General features: G+C 66.2%; 24 protein-coding genes. All 24 read left to right on the forward strand.

Translation table 11 applies throughout. From position 1 onward, the window contains the following. The 24 genes from ATE64_RS11915 (at position 1) to ATE64_RS12030 (ending at position 16,622) form a co-directional block, all read left to right on the forward strand. The gene (locus ATE64_RS11915; protein ID WP_058456149.1) at positions 1–192 is read left to right on the forward strand and encodes a hypothetical protein; all 192 of its coding nucleotides are present in this window, start codon (positions 1–3) and stop codon (positions 190–192) included. A gap of 43 nt (positions 193–235) precedes the next feature. Beyond that, positions 236–595: a hypothetical protein gene (locus ATE64_RS11920; RefSeq protein ID WP_156418172.1), complete on the forward strand. Its 360-nt coding sequence runs from the start codon at positions 236–238 to the stop codon at positions 593–595. Positions 596–641: 46 nt separating this feature from the next. After that, positions 642–1,325: a glycosyl hydrolase 108 family protein gene (locus ATE64_RS11925; RefSeq protein WP_058456151.1), complete on the forward strand. Its 684-nt coding sequence runs from the start codon at positions 642–644 to the stop codon at positions 1,323–1,325. Between the two features lie 56 nt (positions 1,326–1,381). Beyond that, entirely contained in the window at positions 1,382–1,867 is a 486-nt protein-coding gene (locus ATE64_RS11930; RefSeq protein ID WP_156416576.1) for a hypothetical protein, read from the forward strand. Positions 1,868–1,889: 22 nt separating this feature from the next. Then, positions 1,890–2,090, forward strand: a complete 201-nt coding sequence (locus ATE64_RS11935; protein WP_058456153.1) for a hypothetical protein — start codon at positions 1,890–1,892, stop codon at positions 2,088–2,090. Next, positions 2,083–2,874 carry a hypothetical protein gene (locus ATE64_RS11940; RefSeq protein ID WP_156416577.1) on the forward strand — a complete coding sequence of 264 codons (792 nt, stop codon included), beginning with the start codon at positions 2,083–2,085 and terminating at the stop codon, positions 2,872–2,874. Before ATE64_RS11935 ends, ATE64_RS11940 begins: the two co-directional genes overlap by 8 nt. Next, positions 2,874–4,433: a hypothetical protein gene (locus ATE64_RS11945; protein ID WP_058456155.1), complete on the forward strand. Its 1,560-nt coding sequence runs from the start codon at positions 2,874–2,876 to the stop codon at positions 4,431–4,433. Before ATE64_RS11940 ends, ATE64_RS11945 begins: the two co-directional genes overlap by 1 nt. 2 nt (positions 4,434–4,435) lie before the next feature. Then, a complete protein-coding gene (locus ATE64_RS11950) occupies positions 4,436–4,870 on the forward strand; it encodes a hypothetical protein (protein WP_058800318.1) in 435 nt (144 codons plus the stop codon). Then, on the forward strand, positions 4,867–5,181 hold the full coding sequence (locus ATE64_RS11955; protein ID WP_058456157.1) for a hypothetical protein: 315 nt from the start codon (positions 4,867–4,869) through the stop codon (positions 5,179–5,181). Before ATE64_RS11950 ends, ATE64_RS11955 begins: the two co-directional genes overlap by 4 nt. 2 nt (positions 5,182–5,183) lie before the next feature. Continuing rightward, entirely contained in the window at positions 5,184–5,726 is a 543-nt protein-coding gene (locus ATE64_RS11960; protein WP_058800317.1) for a fatty acid desaturase CarF family protein, read from the forward strand. Next, positions 5,723–6,022: a hypothetical protein gene (locus ATE64_RS11965; RefSeq protein ID WP_058456159.1), complete on the forward strand. Its 300-nt coding sequence runs from the start codon at positions 5,723–5,725 to the stop codon at positions 6,020–6,022. The genes ATE64_RS11960 and ATE64_RS11965 overlap by 4 nt, the downstream gene beginning before the upstream one ends. 1 nt (position 6,023) lies before the next feature. Beyond that, positions 6,024–6,602, forward strand: a complete 579-nt coding sequence (locus ATE64_RS11970) for a phage protein Gp27 family protein (RefSeq protein ID WP_058456160.1) — start codon at positions 6,024–6,026, stop codon at positions 6,600–6,602. Next, positions 6,599–8,155 (forward strand): terminase family protein, encoded by a 1,557-nt coding sequence (locus tag ATE64_RS11975; RefSeq protein WP_058456161.1) that lies wholly within the window; start codon positions 6,599–6,601, stop codon positions 8,153–8,155. Before ATE64_RS11970 ends, ATE64_RS11975 begins: the two co-directional genes overlap by 4 nt. Continuing rightward, a complete protein-coding gene (locus ATE64_RS11980; RefSeq protein ID WP_058456162.1) occupies positions 8,155–9,834 on the forward strand; it encodes a DUF935 domain-containing protein in 1,680 nt (559 codons plus the stop codon). The genes ATE64_RS11975 and ATE64_RS11980 overlap by 1 nt, the downstream gene beginning before the upstream one ends. Next, the gene (locus tag ATE64_RS11985; RefSeq protein ID WP_058456163.1) at positions 9,834–10,322 is read left to right on the forward strand and encodes a hypothetical protein; all 489 of its coding nucleotides are present in this window, start codon (positions 9,834–9,836) and stop codon (positions 10,320–10,322) included. The genes ATE64_RS11980 and ATE64_RS11985 overlap by 1 nt, the downstream gene beginning before the upstream one ends. 1 nt (position 10,323) lies before the next feature. Then, positions 10,324–11,511 (forward strand): phage minor head protein, encoded by a 1,188-nt coding sequence (locus ATE64_RS11990; protein ID WP_058456164.1) that lies wholly within the window; start codon positions 10,324–10,326, stop codon positions 11,509–11,511. Between the two features lie 148 nt (positions 11,512–11,659). Then, a complete protein-coding gene (locus ATE64_RS11995; protein WP_167541764.1) occupies positions 11,660–12,757 on the forward strand; it encodes a phage protease in 1,098 nt (365 codons plus the stop codon). Next, a complete protein-coding gene (locus ATE64_RS12000; RefSeq protein ID WP_058456166.1) occupies positions 12,757–13,164 on the forward strand; it encodes a hypothetical protein in 408 nt (135 codons plus the stop codon). The genes ATE64_RS11995 and ATE64_RS12000 overlap by 1 nt, the downstream gene beginning before the upstream one ends. 30 nt (positions 13,165–13,194) lie before the next feature. Continuing rightward, positions 13,195–14,088, forward strand: a complete 894-nt coding sequence (locus ATE64_RS12005) for a Mu-like prophage major head subunit gpT family protein (RefSeq protein WP_058456167.1) — start codon at positions 13,195–13,197, stop codon at positions 14,086–14,088. Then, positions 14,076–14,756, forward strand: coding sequence for a hypothetical protein (locus ATE64_RS12010; RefSeq protein WP_058456168.1), 681 nt, complete (start codon positions 14,076–14,078; stop codon positions 14,754–14,756). The genes ATE64_RS12005 and ATE64_RS12010 overlap by 13 nt, the downstream gene beginning before the upstream one ends. A gap of 72 nt (positions 14,757–14,828) precedes the next feature. Continuing rightward, positions 14,829–15,257 (forward strand): DUF1320 domain-containing protein, encoded by a 429-nt coding sequence (locus tag ATE64_RS12015; RefSeq protein WP_058456169.1) that lies wholly within the window; start codon positions 14,829–14,831, stop codon positions 15,255–15,257. Beyond that, the gene (locus ATE64_RS12020; protein WP_058456170.1) at positions 15,254–15,778 is read left to right on the forward strand and encodes a phage virion morphogenesis protein; all 525 of its coding nucleotides are present in this window, start codon (positions 15,254–15,256) and stop codon (positions 15,776–15,778) included. The genes ATE64_RS12015 and ATE64_RS12020 overlap by 4 nt, the downstream gene beginning before the upstream one ends. Then, positions 15,775–15,969, forward strand: coding sequence for a hypothetical protein (locus ATE64_RS12025; protein ID WP_058456171.1), 195 nt, complete (start codon positions 15,775–15,777; stop codon positions 15,967–15,969). The genes ATE64_RS12020 and ATE64_RS12025 overlap by 4 nt, the downstream gene beginning before the upstream one ends. Then, positions 15,966–16,622, forward strand: a complete 657-nt coding sequence (locus ATE64_RS12030; protein ID WP_058456172.1) for a phage protein Gp37 — start codon at positions 15,966–15,968, stop codon at positions 16,620–16,622. Before ATE64_RS12025 ends, ATE64_RS12030 begins: the two co-directional genes overlap by 4 nt. Positions 16,623–16,624: the final 2 nt, after the last annotated feature.

Raw genomic sequence — 16,624 nt, forward strand, 5'->3', positions numbered from 1 at the left:
ATGGACAATCAATCGCTCTATCGGAGCACGCTGCGCCGCGATCGCGAAAATATGGAATTCTGGTCATTGCCCTTACTCGAGTCCGCGGCCGATCGACGCCGGCACAAGGCCGCGCGCGATCGCGCGATCGCCTTTACTCTGGGCAGCGGCCTGACCTTTTTCGCGATCCTCGCGCTGGCCGTGCTTATCTGATTTGTCGGAGACGCGCCGCCTCGATTCCCTGGCATTCGACCAGGTGGCTGCCGTGATCGGCAGCGAGGCGGCGCTGCGCCTGTGCGAGCATTTCGGCGGCACCAGCCTCTATGTCCCGCACCGTATGCATGACGGGCACCCGATCGTTGCCGCGCTCGGCCTGGACGCCGCCACGCTGCTCAGCTCCCATTTTACCGGCGACTTCATCACCCTGCCGAACATCTCGCGCCGGCGCGAGATCCACAACCGGCGCCGCGAGGTGCTGCGCCTCGCGGCCGAGAACCCGAACCGCACCGCAAAATCGATCGCGCTTGCCACCGGCTACACGGAGCGGCATGTCCATAACATTATCGGCGAATCCGGCGGCGACCCCCGCCAGCTGAAGCTCTTCGACGACAATTGAAATAGTTCACCTGACCGCCGCTCGCCCCAAGCGTCAAAGCAGCGGCATGGGGAGCGAAACCAACCAATCCGATATCGCCGGAATCGGCCATAACCTGCCCGAGGAAATTCTCGTCCAGGCATGGTCGACGCGCTACGCTTCGGCCGTCGTCGAGCTGCTGAAGACCGAGGGCGGCTTCGTCGACGATCCCGCCGATCGTGGCGGCACCACCAAATATGGCTGGTCGCTGCGCACGCTGGTCATCGAAGGCAAGGTCGACCTCGACGACGACGGCCGCGCCGACTTCGATCTCGACGGCGACGGCGATATCGACGGCTATGACGTTCGCAAGCTTACGCGCGGCGACGCCAAGTTCCTCTATCACCATTGTTTCTGGAAGCGGATGGGCTGCGACAATCTGCCGCGCCCGGTGGGCGAGATGATGTTCGACCAGGGCGTCAATGCCGGCATCGGCAGCGCGCGCCGCCTTCTCCAGCTCGCGATCAATCGTTGCCTCGAGCGCGCGGCCTCGGCGCCGGCGAAGCTGAAGGTCGACGGCGCGATCGGCAAGCAGACGCTCGACGCGATGAATTGGGTGCTGCGCTGGGGCGCGCTGGGCATGCCCGCGCTGGTCGACGCGTTCCGCGTCGAGGTGCGGCTCCGGTACCGCGCGATCGCCGAGCGCACTCCGTCGCAGAAGAAGTTTCTGAAGGGCTGGCTGGCGCGCGCCGACCGGTTGGGGAGGATTTGATGTTCGGCCTGTCGGGACTTCGACTTTGGGGATCGATCGGGGGTCTGCTGGCGTTCGTGGCGCTGCTCGTCGCGGCGTGGACCGGCATCCAGGCGCGCGCCGATCTTCGCGAGCTCCGCGCCGACGTCAAGGCCTGCTCGGCCGCGGCGGAGAAACAGACGGCCGCGGCCGACCGATGCAGCGAGCCGGTGAAGGCGGCGATCGCCGCGGCCCGCGCTGCGAAGGTCTGCGACATCGCGCTGCAAGCCGCGAACCGCAATGCCACGTCGTTCGCGATCCAGTCGGCGTGCTCGACCGCGGTGAAAACCGAGGTAGCGCATCGCATGACGGCCGAGGCGGCAGCGCTGAACGCGGAATTGGAGGTCGACCGGCTGATCGCCGACCAGGCGAAGATCGCCGATCGCGCCGAAGCGCGTGGTCGAGCCGAAGCCAAACGAAAGGATGAGGCCGATGCCGCTATCAAAAGCGCGCCTCCGGCTGCTGGTGGGGTTGGCAAGCGTTGCGACGCTGGCTGCCTGCGCCGGCTCACCGGAAAAGCCTGACCCCGGCGCCGCGCCCGATCCGGTGATCGAGCGCAAGATCGTCGTCAAGCCCGTCTGCCCACCCGAGCTGCTCCAGGACGTGCCCGTCGCGCCAGCGATGCCCGCAGAGGCACTGGTCGAGGCGAGCGACGAAACACTGCGCTGGCTAGGCGCCATATTCTCTCACGCCGCGCTCCTCGAGGAGCGGCTGCGCGACGCAAGGACCGCGTGCCCCGATGACTAACCCAACAACGATCGAAACACGCCCGATCGAACAGCTCCCTGCTGCGACGGCAGTGTCCCCGGCGGCGTTGACGGCCATTCAGGAACCTGGTGGACCGGTCCAGAAGGTTTCCATCGCGCAGCTGTTGGGTCGCCTGATCTCAACCAACGCGGCGAAGGAAACGCGCGCCAACCTGCTCGCCGACCTTGCGCATGCAGCGAACAGCATCGCGCTCGTTTATGCCGATGCCGATCCGGCGTGGAACGGCTGGTATCGCAAGCAGGGCAATTCGGGGGTCGGCACCTGGCTCCAGTTCGAAAAGCTGTCGTCCTTTGCCGAGGCCGAGGTCCAGCAATGGGTCGAGTATGCCCAGTCGGGGGCGCAGGCCGCCGCGGCGACCGCGAACTTTTATGATGGTGGCTTGCTCGCTGCGCATGCGGCGACAGTCGCCGGCGATTATTTTGCCTGCGAGTTCCCGGCGGGCATCATCAGCTATCGCCGCCGTACCGCCAACGGTTCGGCCCAGATCGGCACGGCGCTGACACCCGCGGCGCTGGCGCGAGAGATGGGGGTCGCGCGGGCGCGCCTGCTGCTCACCTCCGACCAGCCCGCCGATGGCGTGCCTGGCGACGCATGGCTGTCGCCGACCTGCATCTTTTACGAACGCCGTCCCCGCGCGCAGATCATGGCCGGCGGCGTCATGGTCGTCGCGGGCGGCATCGCCCCGGTATCCGAATGGGCGCGCGCCGAGAGCCAGCCCATCGCCACCATCCATGAAGCCCTGGTCAACGAAGGAATCCTGTAGTGTACGACGCCAATCCCACGATCTTCGTTCCTGTTCCCGGCGTCGACAACGGCCCCGCGATCCGCGCCCTTCTGGCGAGCGGCAAGCGCTGGATCCAGATCAACGGGTCGGCGCTGCGCCTCGATACGCCGGTGCTGCTCGAGGACGACGGCGTGCCTGCCGATTTTGTCCATATCCAGCCGCATCCATCGATCGCGACCGTCGTCGTCGATCCCAGTGGCATCGGCCGCGACGCAGGCGATCCGACGAACCCGAGCTACGCTGCGTTCGAATATGGCGGGAAGCGCACGACCGCAGGCTATCTTTCGGCACTGGTCGCTGCTGGGTCGCGCGTGCTGCCGGTCAATAATGGCGCGCTCTATGCGCCCGGCGACTGGATCAACGTGTCGAATGCGTCGACCAATCCCGGCGCGACGCTGCTGCCGCTCGACGGACCCGGCGCGAAATACCGCGTCGAAGCGGTGGTCGGCAACAACCTGACCATCGACAGGCCGACCGAGCGTGCGCACCCGAACAACGCCACCGCCAGCAAGTGCAAACCGCTGGTGGGCGCGATCATCGAAGGGCTAACCTTCACCGGCGACTGCACGGTCGGTATCCATATTCATGACGACATAAACGGCACCTACCGCGGCATCCGCACTGTCGGCTGGACGGGCCGAGTGGGCGTGCTCATTGACAATTGGAATATCGGCTCTCTGATCGACGATTGCTTCATCACCGGAACCACGCCGGGCACCGGCGCTCTGGAAAGCGCGTGGGGCGTTGCGATCGAAGGCGGATCGGGGTCGCGCTACAGCCAATGCGGCGGGACGATGTGCGGTACGGGGATCACGATCAATTATGGCTACGATGTCCGCGGGGTCGATACGCTTGCCTTCAGCAACACGGTCAATGTCGCGCAACTGACCGAGTGCGTCGATTGCTTCAATATCCGCCCCCGCACCGCGAACGCATCGGCCCTCGATGTCTCGGAGTCGGGGAGCAACGTCAATTGCGCGGTCGTCGATCGTCGCCAGGCCACCGATGTCGAGATGGGAACGGGCGACAATACGAAAGCCGAATGGCGATCGCTGACGATGGGCGGGCAGTTCGCCGCCACCGAATCGATCCTGGCCTGCGATGAAAACAACGGCCTGCGGCAGGTGAATCCCGCCACGGCGCTGCTGGCTCTAAAAGTCGACGGGTCGATGGAGCGGGAGAATATCTGGGTCGACAGCCCCCAGAACTATGGCGGCAACGTGCAGCTGTCTAATAATCTTCAGCACTGGGCCATCGGGATGCTGTCGTCGGACCCGTTCCGCGACATGGTCATCTACAATGTAACTGCCGGGCAGGTCGATCTTCGGGTCGCCTATGATACAGGGATGATCACGACGCGTGGCGACGTCAACATCGGCGCGGGCAAGGCGTTGAAGATCAACAATGTCACGATGCTAACCGGACGCGGCGCCGCGATCCCCAATGCGGCGGGCGGCGCAACGGTCGATGTCGAGGCCCGCGCTGCGCTAAACGCGCTGCTGGCGCAGCTTCGTCTCGGGACGTTGCCGACGACATGACGATGACGCCATCCGCCTTCTATGCGGCCTGGACGCCGACGCTGCTGTTTGCCGGCGCCGTGAACAAGGCTTCGCCGGCCGACGTGATGATCGTCGCCGGCGGCTTTGAATGGCCGGTCGTTACGCTGGCGCTTGCCGCGATCGGCGTGCTCGCCGCGCGGCCGCTCGCGCCGAAGCGCAACCCGCCGATGGGCCTGGCGAAGAATATCCTGGTCACCGTGATCATGCTCGTCGCTGCGCTGCTCTGGGTACTCGACAGCCGGCCTGGCCTGCTCTTCGCGTTCGTCGTTTCGATCGGCCTCGGTTTCTCCGGCTACACGGTGATCGAGCTGCTGGGCGAAGAGATCGCCGCCTACATCAGACGCGCGATCGGCGCGCTCCCGCTTCCCGGCCTGAAGGCCGGCCAGACAACCAAGCCCGATCAGGAGCCTTCATGAGCGACGTTTTGCAGCTGGCGATTATCCTCTTCATCATTCTCGGCATCGGTGTCGCCGTGTGGCGGGGCGGCCAGGCCAATCCCGAGGGAACTGGCCGCCTCGGCCGCCGCCTCGGCAAGGTAGAGCAGGCCTTGTCGGGGAAAGCGACGACCGAGGACGTCGGCGAGGTTCAGAACGAGATCGCCTCGCTCAACAACAAAATTGCAAGGCTGGAAGCCGAACAGGCCGCCGATCGACGAGTCAACCAGCTGACCTATGAAGCGGTGCGGCGGCTCGAGGACTATTTCCTGAAAAAGGGCACGGGGGTCTGATCGTGGATGTATTCTCCATCATGGCGCAGCTGCTGGTTGGCTGGCTAATCGCGGACTTCCTTTCCGGGATCGTACATTGGGTCGAGGATCGCCTGCTCTGGGTCGACATGCCGCTGATCAGCAAGGCGATCGTCGAGCCGAACCGCCTACATCATGTCGATCCGCAAGCCTTTCTCGCGAGCCCGCTGCTCTCGCGCAACTCGACGACATGGGCTTCCGCGATCGCGATCGCGCTGGCTTGGCTGATGATCGCCGGCTTCAGCTGGATCTGGCTCGGCGCGATCGCCGGCGGGCTCGCCGTGACCGAGGTTCATGCATACTCGCACCGCCAGACCGCGCGTTCCGGATGGTACCGCGCGCTTCAGGAGATCGGCATAGTCCAGTCGGCGCCGCACCATTGGGGCCATCATGCCGGCAGGATGGACACCCGCTATTGCATCCTGACGGGCTGGCTTAATCCGCTGCTCGATCGGCTGCGCCTGTGGGCGCGCCTGGAGAGCGGCATCGAGGTAATCGGCTTGAAACCGAACCGGGGGACCGCGTGAGCTACACTGACTATCATTTCCAGCATGTCCGGCTGACGATCCTTCGGCTCCTGGCCGAGGTGCCGACATATTCTGCCAACGACAGCGTTCTCAACCAGGCGGTGAACGCGATGGGCCTGAGCTGCACCCGCGACCAGCTCCGCACGAACCTCACCTGGCTCCAAGAGCAGCGGCTTGTTTCGCTCATTCTTCCCACGCCCAGTCTGATTGTTGCCGAGCTGACCGAAGCCGGCGCCGACGTCGCCGCGGGACGTTCGATCGTTTCTGGCGTCCAGCGCCCTTCGCCGGGCGCCTGACATGGCGCGCCCTGCTCGCCCCAAGGCCGCGCGCCACCGCCCGTCGTCGATCGACAAGCTCGACAAGGAGGTGCGCGAGCTGATCGGCCAGCTCCGGATGGATCATGGCTGGACGATCGACGAGATCCGCACCCGGCTGCTCGACATGGGGCAAACCGTCAGCCGCTCGGCGCTCGGGCGGCATGTCCGCACGCTTGAGGATATGGCGGCCGAGCTCCGCGAATCGCAGATGATGGCGACCGCACTCGCGCGAGAGACCGGCAACGCCGACCAGTCGCAGATGCTCGACCTCAACAGCCAGCTGCTCCAGGCGAACATGTTCAAGCTGATGCTCGCGACCAAGGACGGCGAGGGCATCCAGCTCGGCGCGAAGGATGCAAAGGATTTCGCCGACGCGCTGCGCTCGATCGCGCTGACCCGCAAGACCGAGCTCGACGTGATCGAGAAGGCGGAGAAGCGCGCGGCGGAGAAGGCGACGAAGGAGGCGGCCGAGAAGGCGACCCGCGCGGCTCGCGCGAAGGGACTGTCGAAAGAGACCGTCGAATCCATCCGCTTCGCGGTGCTGGGCAGCGACACATGAGGCAGTCGCCCGAGGAGGATTTTAAGCGCGCCCAGGACAGTCGCGCTGAGTGGATCAAGCTGCGCGAAATCCAGGGCGATCGTGCGGCGGCCGAGTCCGCGATCTTTCGCCTGCCAAAGGGCGACCTCCTCCTCGGGTACCAGCAGCGGCCCGTCGACTCCCTCTTCAACGGCACCGCGCTGCTCGTCATCGAAAAGTCGCGCCGTATCGGTCTCACCTGGGGGATGGCGGCGTTCGCGGCGCTGAAGGCGGCAGCGGCGCCGGAGGCAGGCGGCCAGAACATCTGGTACATGGGTTACGACAAGGACATGACGCTGGAGTTCATCCAGGTTTGCGCCATGTGGGCTCGCGCCTTCGGCCTCGTCGCCAGCGAGATCGAGGAAGAGGAGGTGCTAGAGGCCGATGAGAAGGGCGTGAAGGCCTTCTCGATCCGCTTTGCCTCGGGCTTCCGTATCACCGCGCTTCCCTCGGTGCCGCGCGCCCTGCGCGGCAAGCAGGGCATCGTCATCATCGACGAGGCGGCGTTCCACAAGAATGTCGGCGAAGTGATCAAGGCCGCGATGGCGCTGCTGATCTGGGGCGGCCAGGTCGTCGTCATCTCGACCCACGATGGCGTGTCGAACCCGTTCAACCTGCTCATCCAGGACATAAAGACCGGCAACCGCGCAGGCGAAACGATGAAGATCACGTTCCGCGACGCGCTCGACGCCGGACTCTATGAGCGGGTGTCGATGGTTTCAAAGACCAAGGGCGTCGATCTTCCCCCGAAGGAAGAATGGGTCGCCGGGATCTACGCCGCCTATGGCGAGGATGCGGACGAGGAGCTCGATTGCAATCCGAAGATCGGCTCGGGCTCGCTGCTCAACATCGCCGATATCGCCGCGTGCGAGCATGCCGATTGCGGCCTGCCCGAGCTGTACCAGGGCGGCATCTGCTATGTCGGCCGCGACGTCGCGCGTCGGCGCGACGGGCAGGTCCAATATTGCATGGAGCTGCTCGGCGACGTCCTCTGGCAGCGCGATACCTATGAAGAAATTGGCCAGTCGTTCGCGCACCAGGACGCCTTCTTCAACCAGCTCTTCAAGACCCGCCGCATCGGCGCGGCCTGGATCGACCAGACCGGCATGGGCGAGAAGGTCGTCGAAGATCTTCAGCGCCTTCACGGTACCAGCCGCGTTCATGGCGAGCTGCTGACTGGGCCGTCGCGCATCGACCTTGCGCTCAGCCTGCACAAGCGCATCCAGGAGCACCGCATCCGGATTCGGTTCGATCCCTTCACCCGCGCCGACCTGATGGCAATCAAGAAGATCGGTTCCGAGCAGTCGGGCGGCATCCGGATCGTCAATGCCGACGACGAGGTCCACGCCGATCGCTTCTGGGCCTATGCGCTCGCCAGCCGTGCGGCCGACATGCCGCCGGCCTTTTATGCATATCGGGGCGTCAATCGCCGCCCCGATCGAGCCGGATCGGAACGCGGCCCCAGCGGCAGGCGCCGCGACGATCGCCCCGATCGGCACGGCCGCGGTAGCCGTTTCGATAGAGGAGCCTTTTAATGCGTGAAGTCGTCCCGCCTGCACCGAAGGCGCCGCCCCTCGTCTGGTCGAACGGCCAGCTGATGCGAACCGAGACGCTGGCGCGCGAGGTTGCGGCGCCGCGGATGATGTCGGTGCGCTCGATCGTCTCGGGCCACCCGGCGAAGGGTCTGACCCCGGCGCGCCTGGCGAGCCTTCTCCTCCAGGCCGAGCAGGGCGACATGATCGCCTATCTCGAGCTCGCCGAGGAGATGGAGGAGAAAGACCCCCATTATCTGTCGGTGCTCGGTACCCGGAAGCGCGCGGTCGCGCGCATGCCGATCGAAGTCGAGGAGGCCGACGACAGCGAGGAGGCGAAGGCTGACGCACAGCTCGTCCGCGACTGGCTGGATCGGGACATGCTCCAGGCCGAGATCTTCGACATCATGGACGCGGTCGGCAAGGGCTTCAGCGTGACCGAGATGATCTGGGATCTTCAGCCCGGCCTTTGGCAGCCCGAGGATCTGAAATGGCGCGACCCGCGCTGGTTTGAATTCGACCGGGTCAACGGCGAAACCTTGCGGCTGCGCACCGCCGGCGAGCCCGAGGCGCTGCCCGCCGGCAAGTTCATCGTCCACTTCCACAAGGCGAAGTCGGGCCTCCCCATTCGTGGCGGTCTTGCGCGTGTCGTCGCCTGGGGATGGATGTTCAAGAATTTCTCGATCAAGGACTGGGTCAGCTTCCTCGAGACATACGGCATGCCGCTGCGCGTCGGTCGCTATGACAATGGCGAGACCGAGGACAATATCGAGATCCTCGCGCGCGCCGTCGCCGATCTCGGCGCGGACGCCGCGGCCGTCTTCCCGAAGACGATGGAGGTCGAGTTCATCGACGGCAAGGGCGGCAGTGCGCCCAGCGACCTCTGGCGATCGATGGCCGAATATATCGACGACCAGGTGTCGAAGGTCGTGCTCGGCCAGACCAACACCACCGACGCAAAGGCCGGCGGGCTCGGTTCGGGGCAAGCCGAGGTGCATGACGGCGTGCGCGAGGATATCGCCGATGCCGACGCCGTGATGGTCGCCGCGACCCTCAACCGCGATTTCGTCAAGCCGCTGATCATCTTCAACCGCGGGCCGCGCCGGAAATATCCCCGGCTGAAAATCGGCAAGCCCGACGAGGTCGACGTCAAGGCGATGACCGAAGCGGCGGCGGCGCTGGTCCCGCTGGGTGTCAAGGTCGGCGCCGACCAGATCCGCGAGCGTGCCGGATTGCCCGCCCCTGAAGCGGGCGAAGACGTGCTGACGGCCGCCGCATCGCCGACCCCGGAAAATTTGCCCGTAGGAGCCCCTCCAGGCACCGCACCCGCCCAGCCCCAGCGCTCGGGTACCCGACTCGGCCTCTTAGACCCTCTTAAACGGCCTGACGGGCAAATCGGTACCGCCAGCGCACCCCCCAATGATCCATCCAGCCGCGATGCGATCGACGAGGCCGCCGATTCCTTCCTCGACGACTGGACCGCGCTGGTCGATCCCGTTCTGTCGCCGGTCGAGCAACTGATCGCGTCGGCCTCTTCGCTCGAGCAGGTCCGCGACGGGCTGACCGGGCTTATCGAACGGATGGACGCCGGCGAGCTGACCGGGATGCTCGCCCTCGCAGGCTTCGCCTCGCGTCTCGCCGGCGATGCCGCGCAGCAGGGTGACGAGCGGGAGGCGAGCTGATGGATATCGGCCGCGGGCTGTTCGACGCCTGGTTCGATTTCGGCCGCCCGACCGCGGCGCCGCATCGGAACGCCGCGGGTGCGATCGTCGTTGCGCCCGTCGACGCACCGCGCTTCGACCATGATCTCGCGGGTAAGCCCACCGGTCTGCTCGTCGAACCGGGAGCCGCGCTGGGCCAGGCAGACCGCGCGCGGCTCCAGATTGATGCAATCGGAGCCACGGTGGCGACCGTGCTGCACGCCCTGCGCGAGGACGACGGGTCGATCTCCCGCCGAGCCTGGTACAGCCGCGACCCGCAAGTGACGATCGACGCATGCTTGGGTCAGGCGGGGCGCCATATCAGTATCGCGGCAATTCCGGGTTATAGGCCCAACGCGGGCGGCTTTGTCCGGTACCGCGGCGTTGACTGGCAGCTCGCAGGTGTACTGGACGGCGGCGTCGGCACGGCGATCGGCGACGGCAGCGGCCGCGCTCTGATCGAGGGCTGAGATGGCCGACGACGCGATTCCGGTCGGCCTGCCACCGCGCGAGGCGGTCGAATGGTTCCGCGCTAAAGGCTTTGTCTTCGGATTCTCGTGGCAGGATGTCGAACGCGAGGAGCACGGCCGCGCCTTCACGGTCGCCAAGGCGATGACGCGCGATGTTCTCGAGACAATCCGCGAAGCGGTCGACCGGGCGATCGCCGAGGGCGAGACGCTCCAGATGTTCGCGAAAGAGCTGCGCCCGCGGCTGGAGGCGGCGGGCTGGTGGGGTCGGCGGGAAATGACCGACCCCGCGACCGGCGAGACCGAGCTCGTCCAGCTCGGCAGTCCGCGGCGGCTGAAGACGATCTTCGAGACCAACATGCGCACCAGCTATGCCGCCGGGCGATGGGAGCGGATCGAGCGGAACAAGCGCGCCTTTCCCTACCTCGAATATGTGTCGGTGATGGACGGGCGCGAACGGCCGCAGCATCACGCCTGGCACGGCACCGTGCTGCCGGTCGACGATCCCTGGTGGGACACGCATTATCCGCCGAACGGCTGGGGTTGCCGCTGCCTGCCCAAACCGGTGTCGCGCGGCCAGGCCGAACGGCGCGGGCTGAAGCTGACGCCGCCGCAGGCCTTTCCCGATCGCCAGTGGATCAACCGCCGCACCGGCGAGATCCAGTCGATCGAGCGCGGCATCGATCCGGGCTGGGATTATCATGTCGGCAAGGCGCGGAGCGATGGGCTGGCGCCGACGCCCTATCGCGGCGACGGCCTCGCGGCGATGAGCAGCGTCTCAGGCGTCCATGCGAAGGCCGTGAGCGCCTTCTTGTCCGCCTTCGGCATGACGACCGAGGCGGCGCAGATCGCGGGTACCAGCTTCGTCGACGCCGGCGGCTGGCCGATTGCGATCGCGGCGAGCTGGTTTCTGGACCAAGGCGCGACCGTGCTGCCCGCGGGCCTCGCCGCGTCCGGGCTCGTCGACGTCGGAACCGCGATCCGTTCGCCCGCCGAGATCCGCTGGCTCTGGATCGCCGCGAAGGATGGACCGGTGCAACTCGTCCGCCGCTATTTCGGGCCGGCCGACGCCGCCGGCAACGTGATGGTCGTCGATATCGCGCGCTGGTGGCGCGCGCGTCGCGTCTCCGCCGATCGCGCCGCCATGATGCGCAAGGGCATCGTCGCCTGGTCATCGAACGACAGCCGATAGCCTCTGGCCCGAATCGGACGGGCATGCCATGACCGCGATGGGCGCTGCCCTCATTCCCCTGAAATAGTTCATCTGACGCGGCTTGCCCGCCGCCTTCATAGCACCCTCATCGACCGGCGCAGGGCCGGACGCGGGGAGCGTTGTCCAGGTGAACAGGGGGAAGAAACCGTGCGTTGACCAATATGCCGTGGGCGGCGCGATCGCGATCGCGTCGGCCGCCGGTCAGGAGAGCACGCCCCCCAAGGTCATCCAGCTTTTCCGCATTGGCGCGCACCCGTCACGCAACGGCAAGCCGCCAGTCATCCGTATCGACGATCTTGCCCATGCCGAGCGCATCGTCGCGGCCAGCGCCGCCTATCACAGCTCGAACGACATGGTCATCGACTATGATCACCAGTCGGTGTTCGGCGCCAAGCCTGGTGTCGGCGGCCGCGCCCCCGCCGCGGGCTGGGCGCCCAAGCTGTTCGCCAACGACGAAGGCATCTTTGCCGAGGTCGACTGGACCGAGGGCGCGGCCAGCGCGCTCACGAAGCGCGAGTATCGCTATATCTCGCCGGTCTTCACCCACGATCGGCAGGGACGCCCGATCGCCGTCATCAACGCGGCGCTGACCAACACGCCGTCGCTCGATCTCGCCGCAGTGGCGAGCGCCCTTTCACAAACCGATGGAGACGAATCCATGAATTATGGACCCATCGCCAAGGCATTGGGCCTTGGCGAAGACGCGACCGAGGAGGAAGTCCTCCGCGCGATCGCGAACATGAATGGCAGCGCCGCCACGATGACGGCGATCGCCACGGCGCTCGGCGCCGAAGCCACGGCCGATCTGGTCGCCGCGGCGACCGCGCTGAAGGCGAAGGCCGACAACGCCGGTAATCCCGACCCGGCGAAGTTCGTCCCGGTCGAAACCGTCGCGCAGCTGACCCAGTCGGTCCAGTCGCTCTCCGCCGGCCTCGCCGCCGTGCAGGAAACGAACCGCAAGGCAAAGATCGATGCGGCGCAGGCCGATGGCCGCCTGCCCCCCGCGCTCGTCGCCCATGCGTCGTCGATCACCGACGAAACCGCGCTGGACGCCTTCCTGGGCGCGCTGTCGCCTGGAGCGCTCGGCAAACCGGCGGTCGAGGGCGATCCTGGTAGCGCCAGCGGCCAGCTGACCGCCGAAGAACTCGCCGCCTGCACTGCGCTGGGCGTGACCGAGGAAGAATTCATCGCCGAGCGCGATGGTGACGCGAAGGGAGCGAAATAATGGCGTTGGCCGCTGAAAAGGGGACCAAGTCCCGCGATGGCAAGACGTACAACCGCGCGGTCGCGGCGAACGTCAAGATCTGGCAGGGCGCCTTCGTGGCGCTCAGCGCGACCGGCTATGCCACGCCTGGTGCGGTCGCAACGACGCTGAAGGCGGATGGTATCGCGCTTTCGACCGTCGACAACACCGGCGGCGCCGCCGGCGACAAGACCGTCGAGGTGGAAAAGGGCGTTTTCCAGTTCAAGAACAGCACCGCCGGCGACGCCATCGCGATCGCCGATATCGGGAACGATTGTTACATCGTCGACGATGAAACCGTCGCCAAGACCAACGGCGGCGCCACCCGCTCCATCGCCGGAAAGATCGCAGACGTGGACGCCCAGGGCGTCTGGGTCCGCATCGTCTGACGCGCGCACCGAAACGAAAGGAAAGCATCCGTGATCGTCAATACCGGCAATCTCAAGACGCTCGGGACCGGCTTCAGCGCCGCGTTCAACCGTGGCCTTGGCCAGGCTGCATCGCAGCTGGGCGTTATCGCCACCACCGTGCCGTCGACCACTGGCCAAAATGAATATGGCTGGCTCGGCAAATTCCCCAAGATGCGCGAATGGCTGGGCGACCGTGTCATCAACAGCATCTCGCAGTCCGATTATGTGATCAAGAACAAGGACTGGGAAAACACGATCGAGGTCGATCGCAACGACATCGAGGACGACAATATCGGCATCTACAGCCCGCTCTTTACCGAGATGGGCCTCGCAACCGCCGCGCACCCCGACGAGCTCGCCTGGGGGCTGCTGAAGAACGGCTTCGCCACCAACTGCTATGACGGCCAGTATTTCTTCGACACCGATCACCCGGTGCTCGACGAGAACGGCGTCGCCTATTCGGTATCGAACAGCGGCGGCGGGGCCGGTTCGCCCTGGTTCCTGATCGACGACACGCGCGCGCTGAAGCCGATCATCTTCCAGGAACGCAAGAAGGCGCAGTTCGTCGCGAAGGATTCGCCGACCGACGACAATGTCTTCAGCCGCAAGAAGTTCGCCTATGGCGTCGACGCCCGTTACAACGTCGGCTTCGGATTCTGGCAGTTCGCCTATGGCAGCAAGCAGGCGCTCGACGCCGCTGCCTACAAGGCGGCCCGCGCGGCGATGATGGCGCTGAAGGGCGACTATGGCCGTCCGCTCGGCATCCGCCCGACCCTGCTGATCGTCGCCCCGGCGAACGAAGAAGCGGCGCTGAAGATCGTCAACAGCGAATATGCCGCCGGCGGTGAAACCAACCCCTGGAAGGGCACCGCGAAAGTCGAGGTCGTGCCGTGGCTGGCCTGATCCGCGTTCGCGCGATCGCGACCTCGCGCCGTCGCGCGGGCCTTGCCTTCACCCGCGAACCGCTGGTGGTCGGACCGGAAAGCCTGGGCGATGGCCTCGACGCGTTGCGCGCCCTTGCGTCGATCGTCGGCGATCCGGTGCTCGTCGTTGAGACCAGCGGCGAGGATGATCCCGAAGCCTTTGTCGAGATCGGCCACGACGATCGCCAGGCACTCATCGACATGGCGACTGCGGCCGAGCTCGCGGTCGACGAGGACGAGGCGAAGGCGGCGATCGCCGATATCGTCGAGCGGCTGATCGGCACCAAGGAATTGCAGAGCCCGGAAGGGGCCGACGATGAAGGGGACGACGCCGCGGCGCCGGAACCGGAGCCCGAGGCAAAGGCGGACGGCGGCACGATCGCGGCCCCCGCTGTTGAAACCCCTCCGGCATCGGACGCGTCGGCGGCGCCCGGTGAGCAGTCTCGCGCTGGGGCGGACGCATCGGGGGCGGTACCGGCCGCCGGTGCGGACGCAGGGAATCAACCGGAGGACACCCAGCATCCTCCGGTCGCCGAAGCCAAATCCGGCGATGCTTCGAAGGATGAGCCGGCCCCGTCCACGACGGTTGCCAAACCGGCTCGCTCTTCGGGTCGCAAGCCTGCGGCGCCCACGAAGGCCGCGGGCTGACGGGGGAAGGCGCGGCGGCTCCTTGCAGATACGCCGCGCCTGACCTCTCCCTCATTTCCAGCATGAGCACCCATGTCGATCGTCTATGCCACCCTTGCCGATATGCAGGCCACGTTCGAGGAGCGCGACCTTGTCCAGCTCTCGGACTGGGCGGGTGCGGGCGAGATTGACGCGGATCGGATCGAGCGCGCCCTCAAAAAGGCCGGTAACGAGATCGACGGCTATGTTTCCGCCAAATACGGTGATCGCAGCGCGCTGCCGGTCCCGCCGCTGCTGACCGAGATCGCCTGCGACATCGCATTTTACGAGCTGCACCGCTCGACCCCGCCCGAGGGCGTGACCAAGAAGCGCGACAATGCCGTTGCCCGGCTGCGCGATATCGCCTCTGGCAAGATGAAGATCGACGAGGGCGTCATCGACGCCCAGCCGGCGCGGGCCGGCGCGATCCACTTTGCCGGTCGCAAGCGCTTCAGCCGCGAAGAGCTGGACGGCTCGCTATGAGCGGCACGTCCTTCCGCGTCAGCATCTTCGGCGACACCCAGGCGGAGCGTGAAATGGCCGCGCTGGTCGATGCCGGCGAGGATCTGACCGAATTCAATGACGCGCTCGGCCTGGTGCTCGAGTCGAACACGATCGACCGCTTCGACCGCGAGACCGCGCCCAGCGGCGCGCGCTGGCCCAAGAGCATGCGCGCCGAGGTCGAGGGCGGCAAGACGCTGACTGACACCGCGCGGCTGAAGGGTTCGATTGCCTATGAATCGAACGCGACCGAGATCCGCGTCGGCACCAATGTCATCTATGGGGCCATCCACCAGCTCGGCGGCACGATCCGCGCCAAGGGCGGCGGCAAGCTGAAATTCCAGCTGCCCGGCGGGCTGGGTTTTCGCTCGGTCGAACAGGTCACGATCCCGGCCCGCGAATATCTGGGCTTCGGCGCCGAGGATCGCAGCGACGCCGCGGCGCTGTTCGAGGACTTCTTCGCTGGCAAGGCGCCCAATCTCTTCGTCGGGGGCCGCGCATGATCTGGATCTTTCTCGCCATCATTTGGATCGGCGGCATTTTCGGCCTGATGTCGCAGCGCTTCATCCGGTCGCGCACCGATGTCTGGCCGCTCGTCGCGATCTGGCCGATCCTGCTGCTCTACATCGTCTTCATCCTGCTCTATGAGGGCGCCGGCCTCGCCGCGCGCAAGCTTATGGAGCTGCGGCTGTGATCGCCTCGATCGAGCTCGCCATGATCGCGGCGCTGCGCGTCGTGGCGGAGACCCGTCCGCTCGGCTACGCCTGGCGCACGCTCGAAACCTATCCCGAGGAGTGGGACAGCTACCTCAAGGAGAAGGGCGACTGGAAAGCGCCCGCGGCCTGGGCGGTGTTCGCCGGCGCCACGTCGCTGCGCTTCACCGATCTCGGCGGCATCCGCGTCGAGGGGGCACAGTTCGGCCTGGTCGTCGCGGCGGAGAATTTGCGCAACGAGGCCGCCACTCGCCACGGCGGCCCTGAAGGCACGGCGGAGCCGGGCAGCTATCAGCTCGCCCTGGACGCGCTGTCGATCCTCGCTGGCAGCAAGCTCGGCCTCGACATCGATCCGCTTCAGCCGCGCGCCATCCGCCTCGTCCGGCCCTTCGACGCGCTGAAGGAGCGCAAGGTCTCGATGCTCGCGCTCCAGTTCGAGACCGGCTTCGAATTCTCGACCTTCCCGGTCAACGCCGAGCTCGACGCTTTCGAGACGCTGCACATGGATTGGGACGTCCCGCCGTTCGGCGGCATCGATGGCGACGACGAAGAGGACGGCATCCAGCTGCCCGCACCCGCAACCGGTCCCGGCAGCGCCGACGCCGCCGACCATCTGATCCTTCCGCAGGAGTAGTT

Origin of the sequence: Sphingopyxis sp. H073, from assembly GCF_001468395.1 — a bacterium.
Lineage (GTDB): Bacteria > Pseudomonadota > Alphaproteobacteria > Sphingomonadales > Sphingomonadaceae > Sphingopyxis.